This is a genomic window from Chelativorans sp. AA-79 (assembly GCF_029457495.1).
Classification (GTDB): Bacteria; Pseudomonadota; Alphaproteobacteria; order Rhizobiales; family Rhizobiaceae; genus Chelativorans.
In genome coordinates, this window is the sequence record NZ_CP120361.1 from 2,477,053 (window position 1) to 2,497,838 (window position 20,786).

Annotated in this window: 18 protein-coding genes and 1 tRNA gene; 10 read left to right on the plus strand and 9 right to left on the minus strand. The window is 65.6% G+C overall.

The features are described from left to right. Nucleotides 1-48: 48 nt before the first annotated feature. A complete protein-coding gene (locus PVE73_RS12015; RefSeq protein WP_277367137.1) occupies nt 49-387 on the minus strand; it encodes a P-II family nitrogen regulator in 339 nt (112 codons plus the stop codon). 297 nt (nt 388-684) lie between these two features. Between PVE73_RS12015 and PVE73_RS28250 the strand changes: the two genes are divergently transcribed. From PVE73_RS28250 to PVE73_RS12025, 3 genes are all read left to right on the plus strand, one after another. Beyond that, nucleotides 685-1,206: an NAD(P)H-hydrate epimerase gene (locus tag PVE73_RS28250; RefSeq protein ID WP_346772413.1), complete on the plus strand. Its 522-nt coding sequence runs from the start codon at nt 685-687 to the stop codon at nt 1,204-1,206. After that, complete coding sequence (locus tag PVE73_RS12020; protein WP_346772414.1) at nt 1,170-2,249, plus strand: NAD(P)H-hydrate dehydratase; 1,080 nt, start codon at nt 1,170-1,172, stop codon at nt 2,247-2,249. The genes PVE73_RS28250 and PVE73_RS12020 overlap by 37 nt, the downstream gene beginning before the upstream one ends. A gap of 455 nt (nt 2,250-2,704) precedes the next feature. Next, nucleotides 2,705-2,781 (plus strand) — tRNA-Pro (locus PVE73_RS12025). Between the two features lie 45 nt (nt 2,782-2,826). Here PVE73_RS12025 and PVE73_RS12030 read toward each other — a convergent pair. The 4 genes from PVE73_RS12030 to PVE73_RS12045 form a co-directional block, all read right to left on the minus strand. After that, nucleotides 2,827-4,164, minus strand: coding sequence for an O-antigen ligase family protein (locus PVE73_RS12030; protein WP_277367138.1), 1,338 nt, complete (start codon nt 4,162-4,164; stop codon nt 2,827-2,829). After that, nucleotides 4,161-5,696, minus strand: a complete 1,536-nt coding sequence (locus tag PVE73_RS12035) for an undecaprenyl-phosphate glucose phosphotransferase (RefSeq protein ID WP_277367139.1) — start codon at nt 5,694-5,696, stop codon at nt 4,161-4,163. Before PVE73_RS12035 ends, PVE73_RS12030 begins: the two co-directional genes overlap by 4 nt. A gap of 94 nt (nt 5,697-5,790) precedes the next feature. Next, nucleotides 5,791-6,909, minus strand: a complete 1,119-nt coding sequence (locus PVE73_RS12040; RefSeq protein WP_277367140.1) for a glycosyltransferase family 4 protein — start codon at nt 6,907-6,909, stop codon at nt 5,791-5,793. 27 nt (nt 6,910-6,936) lie between these two features. Then, nucleotides 6,937-7,500: a polysaccharide biosynthesis/export family protein gene (locus tag PVE73_RS12045; protein WP_277367141.1), complete on the minus strand. Its 564-nt coding sequence runs from the start codon at nt 7,498-7,500 to the stop codon at nt 6,937-6,939. Between the two features lie 170 nt (nt 7,501-7,670). Between PVE73_RS12045 and PVE73_RS12050 the strand changes: the two genes are divergently transcribed. Next, on the plus strand, nt 7,671-9,848 hold the full coding sequence (locus PVE73_RS12050; protein WP_277367142.1) for an exopolysaccharide transport family protein: 2,178 nt from the start codon (nt 7,671-7,673) through the stop codon (nt 9,846-9,848). Between the two features lie 24 nt (nt 9,849-9,872). On the opposite strand, the gene PVE73_RS12055 is transcribed toward PVE73_RS12050, so the two are convergent. Together PVE73_RS12055 and PVE73_RS12060 are read right to left on the minus strand one after the other, a co-directional pair. Beyond that, nucleotides 9,873-11,075, minus strand: a complete 1,203-nt coding sequence (locus PVE73_RS12055) for a GNAT family N-acetyltransferase (protein ID WP_277367143.1) — start codon at nt 11,073-11,075, stop codon at nt 9,873-9,875. 160 nt (nt 11,076-11,235) lie between these two features. Beyond that, nucleotides 11,236-11,445, minus strand: a complete 210-nt coding sequence (locus PVE73_RS12060; RefSeq protein WP_277367144.1) for a DUF2842 domain-containing protein — start codon at nt 11,443-11,445, stop codon at nt 11,236-11,238. 154 nt (nt 11,446-11,599) lie between these two features. On the opposite strand from PVE73_RS12060, the gene PVE73_RS12065 reads away from it, so the two are divergent. The 6 genes from PVE73_RS12065 to PVE73_RS12090 all read left to right on the plus strand — a co-directional run bounded on the left by PVE73_RS12065 (nt 11,600) and on the right by PVE73_RS12090 (nt 18,206). Then, nucleotides 11,600-12,685: a COX15/CtaA family protein gene (locus PVE73_RS12065; RefSeq protein ID WP_277367145.1), complete on the plus strand. Its 1,086-nt coding sequence runs from the start codon at nt 11,600-11,602 to the stop codon at nt 12,683-12,685. Nucleotides 12,686-12,862: 177 nt separating this feature from the next. Next, nucleotides 12,863-13,825: a galactofuranose ABC transporter, galactofuranose-binding protein YtfQ gene (gene ytfQ, locus PVE73_RS12070; protein WP_277367146.1), complete on the plus strand. Its 963-nt coding sequence runs from the start codon at nt 12,863-12,865 to the stop codon at nt 13,823-13,825. A 97-nt stretch (nt 13,826-13,922) separates the two neighbouring features. Beyond that, complete coding sequence (gene ytfR / locus PVE73_RS12075; RefSeq protein ID WP_277367147.1) at nt 13,923-15,446, plus strand: galactofuranose ABC transporter, ATP-binding protein YtfR; 1,524 nt, start codon at nt 13,923-13,925, stop codon at nt 15,444-15,446. Further along, nucleotides 15,443-16,483, plus strand: a complete 1,041-nt coding sequence (locus PVE73_RS12080; protein WP_277367148.1) for an ABC transporter permease — start codon at nt 15,443-15,445, stop codon at nt 16,481-16,483. The genes ytfR and PVE73_RS12080 overlap by 4 nt, the downstream gene beginning before the upstream one ends. Further along, the gene (gene yjfF, locus PVE73_RS12085; protein WP_277367149.1) at nt 16,480-17,466 is read left to right on the plus strand and encodes a galactofuranose ABC transporter, permease protein YjfF; all 987 of its coding nucleotides are present in this window, start codon (nt 16,480-16,482) and stop codon (nt 17,464-17,466) included. Before PVE73_RS12080 ends, yjfF begins: the two co-directional genes overlap by 4 nt. Continuing rightward, complete coding sequence (locus tag PVE73_RS12090; protein WP_346772415.1) at nt 17,466-18,206, plus strand: FadR/GntR family transcriptional regulator; 741 nt, start codon at nt 17,466-17,468, stop codon at nt 18,204-18,206. Before yjfF ends, PVE73_RS12090 begins: the two co-directional genes overlap by 1 nt. Before the next feature lie 108 nt (nt 18,207-18,314). On the opposite strand, the gene argC is transcribed toward PVE73_RS12090, so the two are convergent. Both argC and speB read right to left on the minus strand, forming a co-directional pair. Further along, nucleotides 18,315-19,247, minus strand: coding sequence for an N-acetyl-gamma-glutamyl-phosphate reductase (gene argC / locus PVE73_RS12095; RefSeq protein WP_277367151.1), 933 nt, complete (start codon nt 19,245-19,247; stop codon nt 18,315-18,317). Nucleotides 19,248-19,335: 88 nt separating this feature from the next. After that, nucleotides 19,336-20,283 (minus strand): agmatinase, encoded by a 948-nt coding sequence (gene speB / locus PVE73_RS12100; RefSeq protein ID WP_277367152.1) that lies wholly within the window; start codon nt 20,281-20,283, stop codon nt 19,336-19,338. Between the last annotated feature and the right edge of the window lie 503 nt (nt 20,284-20,786).

Genomic DNA, 20,786 nt, shown 5'->3' on the forward strand with positions numbered 1-20,786 from the left:
AACCCCTGTAAATGACAACTCTTCTTGCAATCGGCCCTGTCGGCCTGTTCAGACCGCATCGGGGCCGGTTTCGCCCGTCCGGATGCGGATGACTTCCTCGACATTGGAGACGAATATCTTGCCATCCCCGATCCGGCCCGTCTGGGCGGCCTTGCGGATGGCCTCGATGGCCGCATCGACCATATCGTCCACCAGCACCACCTCGATCTTCACCTTCGGCAGAAAGTCGACCACGTATTCCGCGCCGCGATAGAGCTCGGTGTGGCCCTTCTGACGCCCGAAGCCCTTGGCCTCGGTAACGGTGATGCCCTGAAGCCCGACTTCCTGAAGGGCTTCCTTCACCTCGTCGAGCTTGAACGGTTTGATGATCGCCTCGATCTTCTTCATGTTTCGGCGGCCTCCGATTGCTTTAAAAGCGGGGTTCGCCCCCGCTTCGCCCATTCGTATGCAGGAACCGTGCCAGTCGGCCGGACCCGCTGGTGTGCAGGCCGGTGCCGGTCCCGCAATGCGCTGGCGGGCCTGTGCCGGCAAACGATTCGGGGATCGCGTCGCGGGGTCGGCCAGACTCCTGATAAATCTGCCTAATAATTGAGCATCTTGCTTAAAAAATGGCCTTCGGTCGTGCCGATATTTACGGCGGATCCGATCGGAGCCAATATCGGCCACCTAACGGATGACCCCGCTATGCACGAGATTCTGTCTCCGGAAGAAATGGGACGCGTGGACCGGCTCGCCGCCGAGGCCGGGCCGTTGGAGAGCTACGACCTGATGCGCAATGCCGGCGCGGCGGTGATGGACGAGATCCTTTCGCGCTTCGCGGATGCGCCTGGCTTCGACGTCCTCTGCGGCCCCGGCAACAATGGCGGCGACGGGTATGTGGTCGCGCGGCTGCTTCACGAACGGGGCCTCGATGCGCGGGTCTGGCGTGAACTCGAGCCGAAGCCCGGAAGCGACGCGGCCCGTGCCGCGGCCGCTTGGCCGATGCGCACCGGCGAACTGCGCGATTTCGCGCCGGAGGCGGGGCGTGTGGTGGTGGATGCGCTTTTCGGCGCCGGGCTCGCCAAGCCCGTTTCGGAGACCTATGCGAATGCTCTCGACAGGGTCTCCGCCGCCGGGCCGAAGGTCGTGGCCGTCGATCTTCCCTCGGGCGTCTCGGGGAGAGCGGAGCGGTGCTGGGCAGCACGGCTCCGGCCGATCTCACCGTGACTTTCTTCCGCAAGAAACCCGGCCACCTGCTTTATCCGGGGCGCGCGTTGTGCGGCGAACTCGTGGTGCGCGATATCGGCATCGCCACGGAGGTTCTTGGCACCATCCGTCCCCGCTGCCGGGAAAATGCGCCGGATCTCTGGCAGGCGCTCCTGCCGCGGCCCGGCGTGGAGACGCATAAATACGAACGGGGCCATGCCGCCGTCTTCTCGGGCGGGCCGTCCACCACCGGGGCTGCCCGGCTCGCCGCGCGTGGCGCGGCGCGGATCGGGGCCGGGGCGGTGACGGTGCTTTCCCCTGCGGGAGCCCTCGCCGTCAATGCGATGCACCTGACCTCGATCATGCTCAGGCGGGTAGAGGCGGTGGACGAACTTGCCCTGTTCCGCCGTGAGAGAAGGGCGTCCGCCTATGTGCTGGGCCCCGGCTTCGGCGTGGGAGAGAGGGCGCGCAGCTTTGCCGCCGCCGTGCTGCGCTCAGGCGAGGATGTCGCGACGGCGCATCTGGTGCTCGATGCCGATGGCATTACGGCCTTTGCGCATGAGCCGGAACTGCTCTTTGCGGCCGCGGCCGGCAGCCAGGGCCGCCTCGTGCTCACGCCGCATCCCGGCGAATTCGCGCGGCTGTTCCCGGACCTCGCGGCCGATGAGCAGCTTTCAAAGCTCGGCAAGGCGCGGGCGGCCGCCGCCCGCAGCGGGGCCGTCGTTCTCTTCAAGGGGCCGGATACGGTGATCGCCGCGCCGGACGGCCAGGCCGTCATCAACACCAACGGGACGGCCTATCTCGCGACGGCGGGCTCGGGCGATGTGCTCGCCGGCATGATCTGCGGCCTTCTCGCCCAACAAATGCCGGCCTTCGAAGCGGCGGCGGCGGCGGCCTACCTGCATGCGGAGGCGGGCAGGGCGTTCGGGCCCGGGCTGATTGCCGAAGATCTGCCGGAGGCGCTGCCGGGGGTGCTGGACTATCTGATCCGACCCTCGCCCCGAAGAACCGCCGATCCGGAACCGGACGCCCGTAGCGATCCCGCACGCCTGAATCGTCCATGAGCACGTCTTCACGCAGGTGACCAAGGCGGAAGCGGTCGGTGCAGGCATGAAGCGCGCTTCGCCCTCGTCATTGTCCAAGCCATCCGACCAACAGCGCCGTGATGAGGATGATCACGAGGTAGATGATGGTGCGGTTTTCGAAACGTCGCCGATCGCGCATTTCACGCTCCTCGGCAAAGCCGGGCCGACGGGCAAAGAGCACTTGCTGAGCAAGCCGCACTGCTCTGCCGGTATGATATGGACATGGACTACCTCACGCAAAACCGGGCTGCCTGTGGTTTTGGCCAAGATATAGTCGCCGGTCCCGGCCAGGTACATACGTCAACGGCCATGGGACCTGCCGTGGATTTTTCGCTCCACCTCTTACCACGGGGCGCCGCTTGTTCCACATATCGGTGAAGCCGCAATTTCACGCTTGCGCGGGAACCCTTGAGAATATAGGGATTTCAGCGCTTCGGAGCGTAGCGCAGCCTGGTAGCGCATCTGGTTTGGGACCAGAGGGTCGCAGGTTCAAATCCTGCCGCTCCGACCATTTTCCCCCAGAGACTTGCGCCTTGCAGGCGGCATTCGGCGATTTTCATCGCGGCGATGCTGCCGTTTTTCCTGCCGGCATCGAGATTCGAGACATAGACGGCGCTGGGCCTGGTTCTTTCTCCGCAAATGCCGGCCGCGTCTCCGCCTGATATCGCCGTTCCAGCGCCATCATGCCCCACAGGAGGCCGAGGAGGAGGTAGAAGTGGCGCCAGTGGTCGGTGTCGATCACCCATCCCAGCATGAGGTGACCGACGAAGACCACGAAAGCGCAGACGAGATAAGGCTGCCAGGGCCTGGCGCGGAAGAGGATGCGGAAGCATCCGGCAAGCGTCCACATGATCAGCGTCAGATAGGCCGCGAAGCCGAGCCAGGAATAATCGAGCAGCGCCTTCAGCCAGATATTGTGCGTATCCACGCCGTATATCTGGCCGAACTCCAGCGGCCCGATTCCCAGCGGATGCTCCGTCGCCAGCAGGAAACCGAGTGCGTGCCGCGCGAACCGGCCGAGCCTGTTGGCATCGTAGTCCTGCACGAGTTGCGCGCGCTGGAAGAAAAGCTCCGCGACCGCCGGGATGTTCAGGGCGATGACCAGCGCCAGCGCGGTGACGGCGATGGCGGCGATGCTCATGCCGAGAATCCGCAAGCGCACCGCACCGCGCCGGTTGTGGATGAAGAGCGCCAGCGTGAGCATGACGGCCGAGAACACGAACAGACCCCAGGCGCCGCGCGAGAAGGACAGGAAGATACCGAGCACGATGATCAGGAAGAAGGGGATCGCGATGAGCGCGGCCGCGGGTTTGCCGGTCATCATACGGTGCAGAAGATAGATACCCGGCAAGGTGAGGAAGGGGCCGAAGACGTTCGGATCCTCGAACACGCCCGCCGCGCGTCCGTAGCGGGTGAACATCTCGGAGCCGGGAAAGGCGTTGAAATAGCCGAGAATACCGACGAAGGCCGTCGTCACGGCGGCGGCGAGCCAGGCGCGGAAGATCAGCGGCAGGAGGCCGGGTTGCGTTTCCACCACCGAGGCGAAGAAGACCGAGGTGAAGGCGAGGAAGAGAGAGACGGCGAGGTAGAGGGGCGCGTCGCGCACTCCCGGATCCGGCATCTGGCTGATGGAAATGAGCCCGCCGAGATTGAAGAGAAGGAGAAGCACGAGAAGCGGCATGACGTGGCGGGAAAGGCGCAGGCCGAAAAGCGCCCATACGCCGATGAGGCCGGCCATGTAGAGTTCGTAAGGGGCGGGTTCGCGCACCACGAAACCGGAGAGGAACACGCCGAGCGCCACGGCAAAGGCGCGGATCAGGGCGATCAGCCGCGCGTTGACCGCCGCGCGCGGAAGAGGCGCACCGGCGGCCTCGCTATGATCGATCGTGCTCAATAGGCGTTTCTCGTGTCGAGCAGGCGAAGCGGCGTCAGAAACAGGATCTTGAGATCGAACCAGAGCGACCAGTTCTCGATGTAATAAAGGTCGTATTCGATGCGTTTGCGGATCTTCTCTTCCGTATCGAGCTCGCCGCGCCAGCCATTGATCTGCGCCCAGCCGGTAACGCCCGGCTTCACGCGGTGGCGGGCGAAGTAGCCGTCCACCACCTCGTCGAAGAGCCGGTTGTGCGCCTCCGCCGCCACCGCATGCGGCCGCGGGCCGACGAGAGAAAGGCTGCCGAAGAGCGCATTGAAGAACTGCGGCAGCTCGTCGATCGACGTCTTGCGGATGAAGCGGCCGACGCGGGTCACGCGCGGATCGCCCTTGGTGACGGGCTTGCGGGCCGTGGGGTCGGACTGGTCCGCATACATGGAGCGGAACTTGTAGACCTCGATCTCCTCGTTGTTGAAGCCGTGCCGCTTCTGCTTGAAGATCACCGGGCCCTTGCTGTCCAGCTTGATCGCGACGGCGGTGGCGAGCATGATTGGCGAGAAGACCACGATGCCGATCAGGCTGAAAACGATGTCGAAGGCGCGCTTGGCGACCGAGTCCCAGTCGTTGATCGGACGGTCGAAGATGTCGAGCATGGGCACGGCGCCGATATAGGAATAGGCGCGCGGCCGGAAGCGCAGATGGGTCGAATGGGCCGAGAGGCGGATGTCGATCGGCAGAACCCACAGCTTGCGCAGCATGGCGAGCACACGCGCCTCGGCCGTGACCGGTATGGACACGATCATCATGTCGATGCGGGCGATGCGTGAGAATTCAATGAGCTCGTCGATGTTGCCGAGCTTGGGATAACCGGCCACCACCGGCGGCGAACGGGTGTCGTCGCGGTCGTCGAAGATCCCGCAAATGCGGATATCGTTATAGGGCTGCTGCTCGATGGAGCGGATAAGGACTTCCGCGTTCTTCCCGCCGCCCACGATGACGGCGCGCCTTTCCATGCGCCCGTTGCGCGCCCAGCGGCGGATGAGGCGCGAGACGACAAGGCGCAGGACCACGATCAGGCCGAGCCCGCTCGCATACCACACGGCCAGCCACGCGCGCGAGAACTCCTCCGATATCTTCAGGAAGAAGAGCGTCAGCGTGACCAGGGCGAAGGCCCCCGACCATATGAGCAGGATCCGGCCGGCATGGGGCAGCGGGTTGCGCAGTGCCGGCATCTGGTAGCAGTCGGAGAATTCGAGAAGGATCACGGTCAACAGCGAGACGCCGAGGATGATGACAGGATAATGCCAGGACAGGTGGGTATAAAGGCCCACACGGGCGGCATAGATCCCAAGGCCGGCCAGAAGCAGCATCATGAATTCCACGATGCGCATGACGCCGCTGACCATGACCGGCGACATGGTGTCCCGGCGATATTGCTGGGCCACCTGCCTGGCGATCGGGCTGAGCACGGGCCGGGAACGCCTCTGGCGGGGCTCGCCTGCCGGCTGGACGGCCTCGGAAGCAAAACGATGCTTGGGTTGGACGCTGTTCATTGACCGAGCCCCCGGTTTCTGCTGCCGATAGCATCAAGAAGCTAAAAATTCTCTTGAGATCACGCTTCGGCGGCCGAGACAGCAGTCTAGCAGATCATGAGCCGAGTGTCTGGCGATAGACCGCTTCGATGCGCGCTGCCATCACATCCAGCCCGAAGCGCGCCCTGAGTTTGCTCTCCGGCGGCATGAGACCACGATAGGCGGCCTCGTCCTCGAGCGCGCTCGTCATCTTCTCGGCGAGCGAGGCGACGGAGGGCCGCACCAGGGCAGGGGAGGTCTCGCCCAGGATTTCGGGAATCCCGCCGACGGCCGTTGCGATCAGCGGCTTGCCCGCGGCGAGCGCCTCCAACACGATATAGGGCATCGCCTCGGCACGCGACGGCACGACCATCATGCGGCCCAGAGCGAAGGCCTTGCGGGCGGGCATGGCGGGGTGGAAGACGATCCGCCCGCCGAAGCCGAGCGCCTGTGCCTGCGCGATGTATTTGGAAAGATCGTTGCCGTCGCCCACCATGACGGCCGAGAGCGCCCGTCCACTCCGCTTCTCCGCCTCCTTCAGCGCATCGATGAAAAGATCGGGGCCCTTCAGATCGCGCATCATGCCGATATAGAGGAAATCCGCCGCGTCGGGCGCGTCCGCCACGGGCGTGAATTCGGCAGCTCTCAGGCCGTTATAGACGAGGCTTGCCGGCGCGCGGGGCTTGCCCACCTTCCTCTCATATGCGTGCTGCTCGTACAGCGAAACGAAGAAGATGTGGTCGGTGAAGCGCCCCATCAGCGTCTCGAGACCGAAGAAGAAACGGCCGGCGGCGGAGCCGGGATCGTAATGCAGGCTGCCGCCATGGGGCGAATAGATGCGCGCGACGCGCCGGCGGCCGGTCCTGAGCGCGGTGCCGAAAAGCCGCGCATAGACCCCGCCCTTGGCCCCGTGCCCGTGCAGGACGTCCGGGTGCATCCGACGGATGATCGAAAGCGTGCGCGCCGCCGCTCCGATATCGCCCGGGCCGATATGCCGCTGCATGGGCGTGCGGGCGACGCCAAGCGGCAGCTTGGCCGCGATCTCGGCGAAGAGCCGGTCCTCGAAGGCGCCGCCGGTGGTGGAATCGCAGACGATGCCCACTTCGTGGCCTGCGGCCGCCTGGGCCTCGCAAAGGTCCCTTACGTGGCGGAAGATGCCGCCGACGGGCGAACGGAAACAATGGACGATTCGCAAGGGCTTGTCATGCGGCCGGAGCGAACATCAGAACAGCCTTTCCCGGACATAGACGGTGTCGCCTGGAAGCAGCGGATCGGAAGTCGTGACGCGGCCGGTCAACACCCGCCCGTTGATCTCGCGGGTGATGTCGGCGGTGCCCTGATAGGCGCGCGGCGTGAAGCCGCCGGCCGCGGCGATCGCCTTCTGCACGGTCATGCCGGGTACGTAGGAATATTGTCCTGGAGCTCCGACCTCGCCCATGATAAAGATGGGCCTGTAGCGGTCGATCTCGGCCGTGACGCTGGGATCGCGCAGATAGCCCTCGCGCAGTTTCCGGGCGATCGTCTGCTCCACCTGCTTGGCGGTGTGCCCGCGTGCCGGCACGGAGCCGATGAGCGGAAAGGAGATGTAGCCCGCCTGGTCGACGCCGTAGGTGTTGGTGAGGTTCGGCTGGTCGAAGACGGTGATGCGAAGGCGGTCGCCCGCGTCGAGGATGTAAGGCTGGTAGAGCGCCTTGTGAAAGGCGGGCGGGGCGGGCTGATAGCTGGAGCAGGCCGAGGCGAGGCCGGCGGCGAGTAGCACAATGAGGAGGGGGATCCGATTTTTCATGGCTGACTTACGGAAATCTTTCAAAGGATACCTGCCGGGCGCCGGGTTTCCACACTTCCTCCTTATCAGGTCGTCAAGGTTAATGGCGGGTTAAACGGCGCCGCCTGCCGATTAACCTCATGGTTACCACGTGCATTTACCATTCCCATGAAGCAGCGTCGGAGTTCCGTATGAAGAAGGGTGAGGTTGTGGCCGACGACGTCGATGTCGATCTGGACCGGCTGTTCGCGAGCCTGCGGCGCGACTGGCGGCGCATCCTTCTTGTTGCGCTCGCCGTCGCGGCGCTCGTCTTCGTGCTGGCCTCGCTCGCCACGCCGCTCTACCGGGCCGAAACGCGGGTTCTGATCGAGGTCCGCGAATCGGTCTACACGCGGCCCCAGGGCGCGGCGGTGGATGAGCGGACCATCCTCGACCAGCAGGGCGTGGCCTCACAGGTGCAGGTCATCACGTCGACGGACATCCTGACCCAGGTGGCCCGCGAGCTCGATCTCGCAAATCACGAGGAGTTCGCCGGCACGCAGCCTTCGCTTCTCGATCGCCTGCTGATGGCGCTCGGCCTGAAGCGCGATTCGGGAACGCCGCCGGAGCAGCGGCTTCTGAGCGAGTTCCGCGAGAACCTCAGTGTCTATCAGGTGGAAAACTCGCGCGTCATCGTGATCGAGTTCTCCTCGGCGGATCCCGAGCTTGCCGCGCGTGTTCCGAATGCCGTCGCCGATGCCTATGTGGCGAGCCTCAAGGCCGCCGAGTCCCAGTCGAACGCCGATGCCACGCGCTGGTTGGAGCCCGAGATCGCGGAGCTTCGCGAGAAGGTGAGGGCGGCCGAGGCGGAGGTGGCGGAATTCCGCGGCTCGTCGGATCTCCTGGTCGGGCAGAACAATACCGTGCTCGCCACCCAGCAGCTCGCCGAGCTTTCCAGTGAGCTTTCCCGCGTGCGCGCCGACCGTTCGGCCAGCGAGGCGAGGGCGGAAAGCGTGCGGGCCGCGCTGGAGCGCGGCGCCTCTGTCGATAGCATGCCGGAGGTGCTGGCCTCCGGCATGATCCAGCGGCTGCGCGAGCGCCAGATCGAATTGAGGGCGCAGATCGCCGATCTATCGACCACACTCCTCGGTAATCATCCCCGCATCCGCGCATTGCAGTCGCAGCTGGCCGATCTCGACGGCCAGATCCGTGCCGAGGCGGGGAAGATCCTGGAAGGGCTGGAGGCGGAGGCGGAGACGGCGCGCCGGCGTGAGACGGAGCTGACGGCCGAATTGGAGAGGCTCAAGGCTGCATCCGCCCGCGCGGGGGAGCAGCAGGTGGAATTGCGCGCGCTGGAGCGTGAGGCGGCGGGACAGCGTGAACTGCTCGAATCCTATCTCGCCCGCTACCGCGAAGCGGCCGCGCGGGGCGAACGCGACTACCTCCCGGTGGATGCGCGCGTGTTCTCGCGCGCGATCGTCCCGCTGGAGCCTTATTATCCGAAGGTCCTTCCGCTCACACTCGCCGCCCTTGCCGCCGCGCTGCTCGCGATGGTGATCGTCACCTTGCTGCGGGAGCTCTTCAGCGGCCGCGCGATGCGTCCCGCCGGAACGCAGGCGGAGCCCGAGGCGGCGCCGAGCGTTTTCGTCGCTCCGCCACCTACGCCGGAAGCCGATGCCACCCCCGCCGTGAAGGATCCGGCCCCGGGCGAGGACGAGGCGCCCGCGCCGGCCATCGCCCAGGCCGCGCCGGCGGCGACACCGGCCGTCGCGTCCCCCGGGCCCCGGAACACGCTCGGCGAGGTGGGCATCGACATGGCTGCCGAAGCCCTGATCTCGAGAGGCATCGCCCGCGCGATCTTCGTCTCGCCGGAGGGTGACGAGGCAGCCGCGGCCGCCGTCCTGGTGGCGCGCGAGGTGGCCGATGCCGGCCTGCGCGTCATCCTCCTCGACCTCACCTTGTCGGGAGCCGCCACGCAGCCGATGCTGGAGAGCAGGGCCTATCCGGGGATCACGAATCTCCTCGCCTCCGAGGCGCAGTTCGCCGATGTCATCCATGGCGATCTCTATTCCGGCTGCCACGTGATCCCCGTGGGAACGGCCGATCCCGAACGTGCCATGCGCGCCTTCGACCGCCTGCCCATCATCATGAACTCGCTCGCCATCGCCTATGACGTGGTGGTGGTGGAATGCGGGGCGGCCGATGCGGGGGTCGTCCAGTCCTTGATGGACGAGGACGCACAGGTGCTCGTCAGCGTGCTCGACCCGGAGGAGAAGAGCGTCTCCGCCACCGCCGCGCAACTGCGGGACGAGGGGCTGGGAAAGCCGATCCTGGTGACGCCGATGGGCTATGTGCCGCCGGCAGCACCGCCGGACCGGGACGCGGCCTGAAAGCGCCGCCCGGCCGCGGATGCTTCAGCCCTTTGCCGACAGCCGCCGCGCGCGCCGCGCGAGGCGGTCGATGAGACGGTTCTGTTTGATCACGCGCTTCAGGCCTGCGATCGCGAAACCGGCCTGCGCGGCGGCGCTGCCCTTCACCGTGAGGCCTGCGAAGACGTCGGCGTGCCTTATCTCCACGTCGCACCACAGCCGCTTGTAGAGCTCGTCGCCGACGCTGAAATCATAGAGCGCGAGGCCCTCGGCAGCGGCCTCGGCGATGTTCTCATAGAAGAGGAAGTCGCCGGGGCTGGCATGGGCGAGCTCGTCCTCCGCGAAGGTGCTGAACTCGCAGATGATGCTCTCCCTCGTGCGGCTCGACCCGGTGACCGCCCGGATCTTGCCGCCCGCCTCGAGCGCGTGGAGGACGAAGGGCGGCTTCGGATGGTCGAGGGCGGCGCGGAACAGGCGGCGGAAACTCGCGCGGACGTGGGAAGGGCCGAATATGTCGCGGATGCCCATGCGCTCGAGCCGCGCACATTTGAGTGCGAAGAAGAGATCGAGAAGCGCGTCCACCTCGCTCGCGGTCGCCGCGGCGAAACGCCGATGGCCTCCGGCCGCCGCCAGCCTCCGCAATTGCGAGCGGTGCCTCTTGCGCCTGCGCCTGCCGCCGCTGTCCGTCAGGAGCCGCTCGAATCCCTGCGAAAGATCGACGGCGAGCGACAGGTTGGGACTGGTGGTGTGCGGCAGGGCGAGGAGCGGGTTGCCGTGTCCCGCGAAATCCGTCCGCTGGCGCTGGAGCGCGAGCAGGTCGAGCTCCGGCCGCGCAGAGCGGATGCCGGAGACAAGGGCGCGCAGCGCAGCGGGCCAGTCGACCTCGCCGCCCTGCGGCGCCTCACGGATGGCCGGGAAGTTGCCATTGGCGTGCGTGCCGCCCGGAAAACGCGCGATGCGAAGGGGCCCTTTCCGCACCATTTCCAGCGCAAGCGCCATGATGGGAACGCCCTCGCGCGAGAGGAGGGCGATCGTACCGTCAGGGCCGGCCCCTTCGAGCCAGGCGCGGGTCCAGAGCGGGCTTTGCGGCGGGGCATGGCGCGCGCCCGCACAGAAGGCGGCATAGGTTTCGAGCGCCGGTGCGTCGGCCGGCAGAACAAGAGCCGAATAGATGCCGTACCCGACCGCCGCCTCATCCGTTGCGGCCGGCGGGGCGTCTCCCTTCGATAGGCGTTCGGCTCCCACCATCCTCGATCCTGAAAGATCCGGTCACTCCGGCATCCTTGCCAATAAATGACCAGCAAATGATGAATCAACAGGCAGTCTTGCCGGGAGGAGCCTCGGCTTCAACAATCCCTCCCGAGGCCGCCCATGAAAAGGACCGGGGAGGGCGAGGAAAAACACGACCTCACCGCCGCGGCTTGCCCTCCATCCATTTGACCAGAAGCATCGCCGGGAGAACCCACAGAAGCCCGGTGAAGAAGTAGAAGGCGAGGTGGATGAACGCACTCTTGTCGGCAAGCTGTGCGACGGCGAAGGCCGTCGAGACGATGGCATAAACCACCACCAGCAGGACGAGCAGCACCATGCCGACGAATTTTTTCAGCCTTACGGGCATGATCGAAAACCTTTCGGCGCGTTCCATAAAGCAATCGCAAGCCGCCGCACAGCCCCATAATGCCCACGGGCAGAGCGACCGCATGTCGCGCGATCGCCGCTTGCAAGCAGGGCGGCTTTGGGTCACCTAACGGCAAAACCGCCCGGACAGGAAAATGGCCGCCGTCTCCGACCTCCGCATCTCCGCTTCGCTGACCGAAAGCGAACGCCGCAACCGGCTTTGGGTCCGCAGCTGGCTCTATTGCGTGCTCGTCACGCTTTTCGCCCTGGTGCTCGTCGGGGGTGCCACGCGGCTCACCGATTCCGGCCTTTCCATCACCGAATGGAAGCCGATCCACGGCGTCGTCCCGCCGCTCAACGAAGCGGAATGGGTCGAGGAATTCGCCAAATACAGGCAGATCCCGGAATACCAGCAGATCAACCGGGGCATGAGCCTCGACGAGTTCAAGACCATCTTCTGGTGGGAGTGGGCGCACCGGCTGCTCGCCCGCGGCGTGGGCTTCGTTTTCGCACTGCCGCTTCTCTTTTTCTGGGTGACCGGCCGGCTGGAACGCCATCTCAAGCCGAAGCTCCTGGGCATCCTGGCGCTGGGCGGGCTGCAGGGCGCCATTGGCTGGTGGATGGTCGCGTCGGGACTGGTCGAACGCGTCGATGTGAGCCAGTACCGGCTGGCGACGCATCTCACCATCGCCTGCCTCATCTTCACCGCCACGATGGCGGTGGCGCGCGGGCTCGCGCCGCACAGCGGGAAACCGGCGCTGGAGACGACCCGCCGCTTCGCCGGCTGGCTGGTGGTCGCCGTGCTCGTGCAGATCTATCTCGGTGGGCTGGTCGCTGGCCTTGACGCCGGCATGGCCTACAACACCTGGCCGCTGATGGATGGCGCTATCATACCGCAGGGCCTTTTCGACCAGTCGCCTGCGTGGGTGAATCTTTTCGAAAACCCGAAGACGGTCCAGTTCATCCACCGCTTTGGTGCCTACACCGTTCTCCTCCTCGCGCTGTGGCATGCGGTCGCTACATGGCGGGTCGAGCCAGGCTCCACCCATGCGCGCCGGGCCGTGGCTCTCTTCCTGCTCGTTTGTGTTCAGGCGGCGATCGGCGTCGCGACGCTCCTGATGGTGGTTCCGCTCGACGTGGCGCTCGCCCACCAGGGGGCCGCGCTCGTGGTGCTCGGCTTCGCCACCGCCCATTGGCGCGCCACCAGGGGGGCTTATCCGCTCGTACAGGAAACCGGTTAGTTCTTTAGTCGTAGAAGTGCGGCTTCTTCCGCCTCGGACATCCTAAACACCCGCGGAAGCCATGCCTCTCGCGGCGACATCGTTCGCTTCGGGACCTTCTCACGCGACTTTACAAAAATCATACAATATGATTTTTTCTTCCTGCTGCCACGCAGCGACCATTCGGGAGGAAAAATCATGCTCTTAAAGTCAGCTCTTGCTGGCGCGACCATGCTCGCGTCGGTGGTCTTCGGCGCGTCCGCGGCTTCGGCCCTGACGGTCGGCTTCTCGCAGATCGGTTCCGAATCCGGCTGGCGCGCCGCCGAGACGACGGTCACCAAACAGGAGGCCGAAAAGCGCGGCGTCGATCTGAAATTCGCCGACGCCCAGCAGAAGCAGGAAAACCAGATCAAGGCCCTGCGCTCCTTCATCGCGCAGGGCGTGGATGCCATCTTCCTGGCGCCAGTGGTGGAGACGGGCTGGGAAGGCGTGCTGGAGGAGGCCAAGGAGGCGGATATCCCCGTCATCCTGCTCGACCGCACGATCAAGGCGCCGGAGGACCTCTATCTCACCGCCGTCACCTCGGACCAGGTCTATGAGGGCAAGGTGGCCGGCGACTGGCTCGTCGAGGAAGTGGGCGACCGCGACTGCAACATCGTCGAGCTCCAGGGCACCACGGGCTCTTCGCCTGCCATTGCCCGCAAGAAGGGTTTTGAAGAGGCGATCTCCGGGCACGACAATCTCGAGATCGTGCGCAGCCAGACGGGCGACTTCACCCGCACCAAGGGCAAGGAAGTGATGGAAAGCTTCCTCAAGGCCGAGAGCGGCGGCAGGAATATCTGCGCCCTCTATGCCCACAACGACGACATGGCGCTCGGCGCCATCCAGGCCATCAAGGAAGCAGGGCTGAAGCCCGGCGAGGATATCCTCGTCGTGTCCATCGACGCCGTGCCCGACATCTTCAAGGCGCTCGATGCCGGCGAGGCCAACGCCACCGTGGAGCTGACGCCGAACATGGCGGGCCCCGCCTTCGATGCGCTCGAGGCCTATCTCGACGAAGGCAAGACGCCGGAGAAATGGATCCAGACGGAATCCAAGCTCTACACCCAGGCGGACGATCCGATGAAGGTGTACGAGGAGAAGAAGAACCTCGGTTACTAGGGGGAAGGAACGGCAGGCGGGCCTTCGGGCCCGCCTGCCGATTCCAATCGCAGAGGATGTGCCGTCCTGGAGGCGGCCGGTTCCCGCGGGGGTTGCCGTGGACGAATTTCACAAGCCGCTTCTCAGCGTCGAGAGCCTCACCAAGAGCTTTCCCGGCGCGTTGGCGCTCGATGGCGTGAACTTCACCCTGAAGGCAGGGGAGGTGCATGCGCTGCTGGGCGAGAACGGTGCCGGCAAATCAACATTGATCAAGTGCCTGACCGGCGCTTATCGCCGCGATGCGGGCGAGATCGTGCTCGACGGGAAGCCCTTCGACCCGCGCGACACGGTCGAGGCGCAGGCACTGGGCATCGGCACGGTCTATCAGGAGGTCAACCTCCTGCCCAATCTGACGGTGGCCGAAAACCTCTATCTCGGCCGCCAGCCGCGGCGCCTCGGCATGGTCGACGCGCGCGCGATGAACGCGAACGCCCGCGCGCTGCTATCCCAATACGGGCTCGACATCGACGTCACCCGCGAACTCGCGTCCTATTCCGTCGCCGTGCAGCAGATCGTGGCGATCGCCCGTGCGGTCGACCTTTCCGGCCGCATCCTGATCCTCGACGAGCCGACCGCAAGCCTTGATGCGCAGGAAGTGCGCATGGTCTTCGACATCGTGCGGCGGCTGCGCGAGCGGGGCCTGGGCATCGTGTTCATCACCCATTTCCTCGATCAGGTCTTCGCGCTCTCCGACCGCATCACGGTGCTGCGTAACGGAAGGCTGGTGGGGACACGCATGACGGCGGACATCGCCCGCATCGATCTCGTCACGATGATGCTCGGCCACGAGCTGTCGGACGAGACGCGCCATCATGCGGCCGACCGACGAAGCGATACGCCGCCAGCCTACCGATTCCACGGTTTCGGCCGCACGGGTGCCATCGGGCCCTTCGATCTCGATATCCGCCGCGGCGAAGTCGTCGGCGTGGCGGGGCTCCTCGGCTCCGGCCGCACGGAGACCGCGGAAGTGATCTTCGGTGTGCGCCCACATGACAGCGGCAGCGCGGAGAGGGACGGCAAAAAGCTGGAGCTTTCCTCGCCGCGCGCCGCCATCGCGGAAAGGTTCGGCTTCTGCCCCGAGGACCGCAAGACGGACGGTATCGTGGGCGATCTTTCCGTGCGCGAGAACATCGTCCTGGCGCTCCAGGCGCGGCGCGGCTGGTCGCGACCGCTCTCGAAGCAGGAGCAGGTCGAGATCGCCGACCGTTTCATCAAGGCACTGGACATCCGCACGAGCGACCGCGAGAAGCCGCTGCGGCTTCTTTCCGGCGGCAACCAGCAGAAGGTTATCCTTGCCCGGTGGCTTGCCACGAACCCCGAATTCCTGATCCTCGACGAGCCCACGCGCGGCATCGATGTGGGTGCGCATGCGGAGATCATCCGACTCATCGAGGATCTTTGCGAGGAGGGCATGTCGCTCCTCGTCATCTCCTCCGAGCTCGATGAGCTGGTCGCCTATTCGCACCGCGTGATCGTGGTGCGCGACCGGTCGCATGTGGCCGAACTGGTGGGCGAGGAGATCAACACGGACAGCATCGTGCGCGCCATCGCTGCTGACGGACCCGTGGAGCAGGTCCCATGAACGGGAGTGCCGGCGCGCTCCGCCGTTACCTGCCGCAGATCGCGACGCTGATCGTCATCCTGGCGCTCAACACGGCGGTCTTTCCGCAGTTCCTGGAGCTCACGATCCAGAACGGACGGCTCTATGGCAGCCTGATCGACATTTTGAACCGCGGCGCCCCGGTGGCGCTCCTATCCATCGGCATGACGCTCGTCATCGCCACAAAAGGCATCGACCTCTCCGTGGGTGCGGTGATGGCGATCTGCGGCGCGGTCGCCGCATCCTCCGTCGCGGCGGGCGAAGGCACGGCCACGGCGATCCTGGCGGCTCTGGCCGTCGGGCTTGCCTGCGGCGCGTGGAACGGCTTCCTCGTGGCCGTGCTCGGCATTCAGCCGATCGTCGCCACGCTTATCCTGATGGTGGCCGGCCGCGGCATCGCGCAGCTCATCACCGAGGGCGTGATCGTCACCTTCTCCGATCCCGGCCTCGCCTACTTCGGCAGCGGCGCGCTTCTCGGCCTTCCCATGCCCGTGATCCTCTGGCTTGCCGCCGGCATCGTGGCCGCGCTCATCGTGCGAAAGACGGCGCTGGGCATGCTGATCGAGGCGATCGGCGTCAACCGCCGCGCAAGCTCGCTGTCGGGCGTCAACAGCCGGGTGCTGCTCGTCACCGTCTACATGGCCTCGGGCCTGTGCGCCGCGATCTCCGGCATCATCGTGGCGGCCGACATCCGCGGCGCGGACGCGAACAATGCCGGCCTGTGGCTGGAGCTCGACGCGATTCTAGCGGTGGTGCTCGGCGGCACCTCGCTGCTCGGCGGTCGCTTCACCCTTTTCGGCTCGCTGATCGGCGCCATGATCATCCAGTCGATCAATACGGGTATTCTGCTTTCGGGCTTCCCGCCCGAGTTCAACCTGATCATCAAGGCGGTGATCATCATGCTGATCCTGGTCATCCAATCGCCGGCCATCCGCAATGCCATGGTGTTCTGGCGCGGCGAGCCGAAGGAGCGACCGGAACTGCTGCAAGAAGAACCGAAGGAGGGGTCCGCGCCATGAAATCGCGTTTCCTGCCGCTTGCGGCGACGGTTCTCATCTTTGTGCTCGCCTATGCGCTCTGCTACGTGCAGTTCCCGGCGATGCTTTCCACGCGCGTGATCGGCAATCTCCTGACCGACAACGCCTTTCTCGGCATCGCCGCCGTCGGCATGACCTTCGTGATCCTGTCGGGGGGCATCGATCTGTCGATCGGTTCCGTGATCGCCTTCACCAGCGTCTTCGTCGCCGTGCTGCTCGCCAATACGGGGCTCCACCCGCTCGTGGTCTTCGCCATGGCGCTCATGATCTCCACGGCGTTCGGCGCGGCCATGGGGGCGGTGATCCACTATCTGGACATGCCGCCCTTCATCGTCACGCTGGCCGGCATGTTCCTGGCGCGCGGGATGGCCTTTGTGCTGTCAATCGATTCGATCCCCGTCAACCACCCCTTCTACGATGTCCTGCAGTCGCTCTACTGGCGCATGCCGGGGGGAGGGCGGCTCACCCTCATCGGCGGGCTGATGCTGCTCGTCTTCATCGCCGGCATCCTGATCGCCCACCGCACCCGCTTCGGCGCCAATGTCTATGCGCTGGGCGGCGGGGCGGCCACCGCGCGGCTGATGGGCGTGGCGGTCGGGCGCACCACTATGGGCATCTACGCCCTGTCCGGGCTGCTGGCCGGGCTGTCGGGCATCGTCTTTTCGCTCTACACCACGGCCGGCTACTCGCTGTCCGCCGTCGGCGTGGAGCTCGACGCCATCGCGGCCGTGGTCATCGGCGGCACGCTGCTCACCGGCGGCAGCGGTTTTGTCGCGGGCACCTTCATCGGCATTCTCATCATGGGGCTGATACAGACCTACATCATCTTCGACGGCACGCTTTCGAGCTGGTGGACGAAGATCGTGATCGGAGTGCTGCTCTTCGCCTTCATCTTCCTCCAGAAGGGCATTCTCTGGATCTCCTCCAGGAACAGGGTGGCGCTCGACCATGCGGGCGGGACTTGATGGGGCTGCTTGAGAGCGCGATTTCCGGGCCGGCACGGCGCACGAGCCACTCCCATGTGGTGAACGAGCTCGGCAAGGCCATCGTCGGCGGCACCTATCCCGTCGGCAGCATCCTGCCTGGCGACAGCGAGCTTGCCGGGCGCTTCCGCGTCTCCCGCACGGTGCTGCGCGAGGCCATGAAGACGCTTTCGGCCAAGGGGCTGATCGTGCCGCGCGCTCGCATCGGCACGCGCGTCACCGACAGCCGGCAATGGAACATGTTCGATGCCGACGTGCTGGCCTGGCACATCGAGCGCGGCATCGACCGCGACTTCGTGCTTCATCTCAGCGAGATGAGGCTTTCCTTCGAGCCCTATGCCGCAAGCCTCGCGGCGGAGCGCGCGAGCCCGGAAAGCGTGGAAAAGCTCATGGGGCTCACCAATGGAATGGCGTCGGCGACCTCGTCCGAAGAGCTGATCCTGGCGGATCTGCGCTTCCATCTCGCAGTGCTCCAGGCCTCGCAAAACCCCTTCATGTACGGCGTGGGCACGGTGATCGAGGCCGCGCTCATCGGCGCCTTCGGCCTGAGCTCGCCCGACATGGCGTCGAGCGAGCTCGAACGGGTCGGCAGGTCGCACAAGGCGATCGTCGAGGCGATTGCCCGGCACGATCAAGAAGCGGCCGCGGCCGCAATGCGGGAAGTCATCCTGACAGGCCGCAACGATGCGCTCGGCCGGATGAATGGAGAAAAACGGCTTTAGCCGGCCGAGCCTGCTCGGAATTCCTGTTGGAGCACCTGCCGTGCGCCTCTGCGACCGCAGGGCTCCGCTCCCTTCCGGGCAACGGCGCGGGCGGCCGCTGATCATTCATCAGCCAAGGCCGGACAGCATCAGATCGAGATTCTGGACCGCGGCACCCGAAGCGCCCTTGCCGAGATTGTCGTAGACGGCAAGGAGCAGCGCCTGCTCCCGCGCGTCGTTGGCGAAGACATGGAGGCGCATCGTGTTGGTGTCGTTGAAGCGCTCGGGCTCGATCTCCGGAGATCGCTCGATTGCCTGGAACGGTGCCACCTCGACTGCACCGTTCTCGATACCAGCGTAGTGGTCGGCGATCGCCGCATGCAGTTCCTCGCCCTTCGGCACCCGGGGAAGGTGGCCGAGCTGGAGCGGCACCATCGTGATCATGCCCTGCGCGAAGTTGCCGACCGCCGGCTGCATCAGCGGGTCCCGCGCGAGCTTCGCATAGGTGCGCAGTTCCGGCAGGTGCTTGTGACTGAGCGTGAGGCCGTAGGGAAGGAACTCCGGCGCATCCTCGCCCTTCGCCTCGTAGTCCTCGATCATCGTGCGCCCACCGCCCGAATATCCGGTGATGCCATTGACCGTGACCGGGAAATCGGCCGGCACGACCCCCGCGGAGACGAGCGGGCGCAGAAGCGCGATCGGGCCCTGCGGCCAACAGCCGGGATTGGCCACCCGCTTGGCCTGCGCGATCGTCCTGGACTGGCTTTTGTCCATCTCGGGAAAGCCATAGGCCCAGCCCTCCGCCACGCGGTGGGCGGTAGAGGCATCGATCACGCGCGTCGTGTCGTTCCCGACCAGCGAGACGCTCTCGCGCGCCGCATCGTCCGGCAGGCAGAGAATGGCGATGTCGGCCGCGTTCAGGAACTCGGCGCGTGCGGCAGCGTCCTTGCGCCGCTCCAAGGGAATGGAGAGGAGCTCGATGTCGCCGCGTTCGGCGAGCCGTGCGCGGATCTGCAGCCCCGTGGTGCCGTGTTCGCCGTCGATGAAGATCTTTGCCGTCATGTCGTCCGTGCCCGAAAGAGTCTGTCTTCAAATGGTCGAGAAGCGGTCCGGAATCAATCCGGAAAATCCTTGAATCGCAATGTGAGGATCAAGGCCGCCGCTTCTCGGCCAGAAGTCCCAGATAGTGCATGGCGACCGAGGCGCCGGCCACCGCCGTGATATCGGCATGGTCGTAGGGCGGCGAGACCTCCACGACATCCGCGCCCACGATATCGAGCCCGCCGAGATGGCGGATGACGGAGAGCATCCTGGCCGAGGAGGGCCCGCCCGCGACCGGCGTGCCCGTGCCAGGCGCGAAGGCCGGGTCCAGGCAGTCTATGTCGAAGGTGACGTAGGCCGGCGCGTCTCCCACCCGCTCGGCGATGATGCGGGCGATCTCCGCGGCCCTGATCTCCTCCAGGTCGTAGCCGTGCACGATCTTGATGCCGCAATCGTCAGGCGCGTGGGTGCGGACGCCCACCTGGATGGAGCGGGCGGGATCGATCACCCCGTCGCGCACCGCCCGCCCGACGAAGGAGCCGTGATCGATGCGCCTGCCGTCATCGTCCCAGGTGTCCTGGTGCGCGTCGAACTGGACGAGGGCGAGCTTGCCGTGCCTGGCCGCATGCGCTTTCAAGAGCGGCCAGGTGACGAAATGGTCGCCGCCAAGCGTCACGAGGAAAGCGCCCGAACCGAGGATCTTCGCCGCCTCGCGTTCGATGGTTTGAGGTGTCTTGTCGTGCCGCCCGTAGTCGAGCAGGCAGTCGCCATAATCGACCACCGCGAGCGCCTCGAAGAGGTCGCGGTGGAAGGGATATTGCGGATCGTTGTCGAAGATCACGGAGGCGCGGCGGATGGCCTGCGGGCCGAAGCGCGCGCCCGGCCGGTTCGAGACGGCCGCGTCGAAGGGGATGCCCCACACCACGGCATCCGCGCCTCTCACGTCCTTGGTGAATTTCCGGCGCATGAAGGAGAGCGCGCCCGCATAGGTCGGATCGCCTGCAGCGCCCGTGATCTGCCGCGCGGTGAAGGCATGGTCGATGGTCTTGGATGGCATCGTGTGTGTTTCCTGAGGTCGTTAAAATGGCGGACGGTGGGGATTTTCGCCTGGGAAGACAGCTTCGACCAGCGGTGACGTTTCGATGTTCAGGCATGGATCCTCGGGTCAAGCCCGAGGATGACGAGGAGGAGGTGTCATCGCCACTCGCCAGTGTTGGGGATTTGCGGAGACTTCACCAGTTCGTCATCCTCGGGCTTGACCCGAGGATCCATGCCTGAACGTTTCCAGGTCCAAAACGGTCGACTGAAAAGGCTGCAGACATAGGTTATGTGCCCAGGCCTGAACAGTATCGTGCTCAATGACGCGTCAGTGTCGGCATCTTTTAGGGCTTCAAGCGCGAGCCTAAGCCGCTCAGTTTCAAAGCGGGGACCTTCAGTCATGGGCATGGCAGTGCGAACAGGCGGCCATTCGTAGCTCAATGATGGAGCCTTCCGATTATCTCAGCAACAAAAAAGCGGGCCCGAAGGCCCGCTTTCCCCGTCCCGTACCGTACAGTACGG

Bases quoted from the DNA above. Each gene is read 5' to 3' on its own strand.
- yjfF (WP_277367149.1), top strand. From the start codon at position 16,480: ATGAAATCGCGTTTCCTGCCGCTTGCGGCGACGGTTCTCATCTTTGTG.
- PVE73_RS12080 (WP_277367148.1), top strand. From the start codon at position 15,443: ATGAACGGGAGTGCCGGCGCGCTCCGCCGTTACCTGCCGCAGATCGCG.
- PVE73_RS12035 (WP_277367139.1), bottom strand. From the start codon at position 5,696: ATGAACAGCGTCCAACCCAAGCATCGTTTTGCTTCCGAGGCCGTCCAG.
- PVE73_RS12050 (WP_277367142.1), top strand. From the start codon at position 7,671: ATGAAGAAGGGTGAGGTTGTGGCCGACGACGTCGATGTCGATCTGGAC.
- speB (WP_277367152.1), bottom strand. From the start codon at position 20,283: ATGCCATCCAAGACCATCGACCATGCCTTCACCGCGCGGCAGATCACG.
- PVE73_RS12090 (WP_346772415.1), top strand. From the start codon at position 17,466: ATGGGGCTGCTTGAGAGCGCGATTTCCGGGCCGGCACGGCGCACGAGC.
- PVE73_RS12060 (WP_277367144.1), bottom strand. From the start codon at position 11,445: ATGCCCGTAAGGCTGAAAAAATTCGTCGGCATGGTGCTGCTCGTCCTG.
- PVE73_RS28250 (WP_346772413.1), top strand. From the start codon at position 685: ATGCACGAGATTCTGTCTCCGGAAGAAATGGGACGCGTGGACCGGCTC.
- ytfQ (WP_277367146.1), top strand. From the start codon at position 12,863: ATGCTCTTAAAGTCAGCTCTTGCTGGCGCGACCATGCTCGCGTCGGTG.
- PVE73_RS12015 (WP_277367137.1), bottom strand. From the start codon at position 387: ATGAAGAAGATCGAGGCGATCATCAAACCGTTCAAGCTCGACGAGGTG.
- PVE73_RS12065 (WP_277367145.1), top strand. From the start codon at position 11,600: ATGGCCGCCGTCTCCGACCTCCGCATCTCCGCTTCGCTGACCGAAAGC.
- argC (WP_277367151.1), bottom strand. From the start codon at position 19,247: ATGACGGCAAAGATCTTCATCGACGGCGAACACGGCACCACGGGGCTG.
- PVE73_RS12045 (WP_277367141.1), bottom strand. From the start codon at position 7,500: ATGAAAAATCGGATCCCCCTCCTCATTGTGCTACTCGCCGCCGGCCTC.
- PVE73_RS12055 (WP_277367143.1), bottom strand. From the start codon at position 11,075: ATGGTGGGAGCCGAACGCCTATCGAAGGGAGACGCCCCGCCGGCCGCA.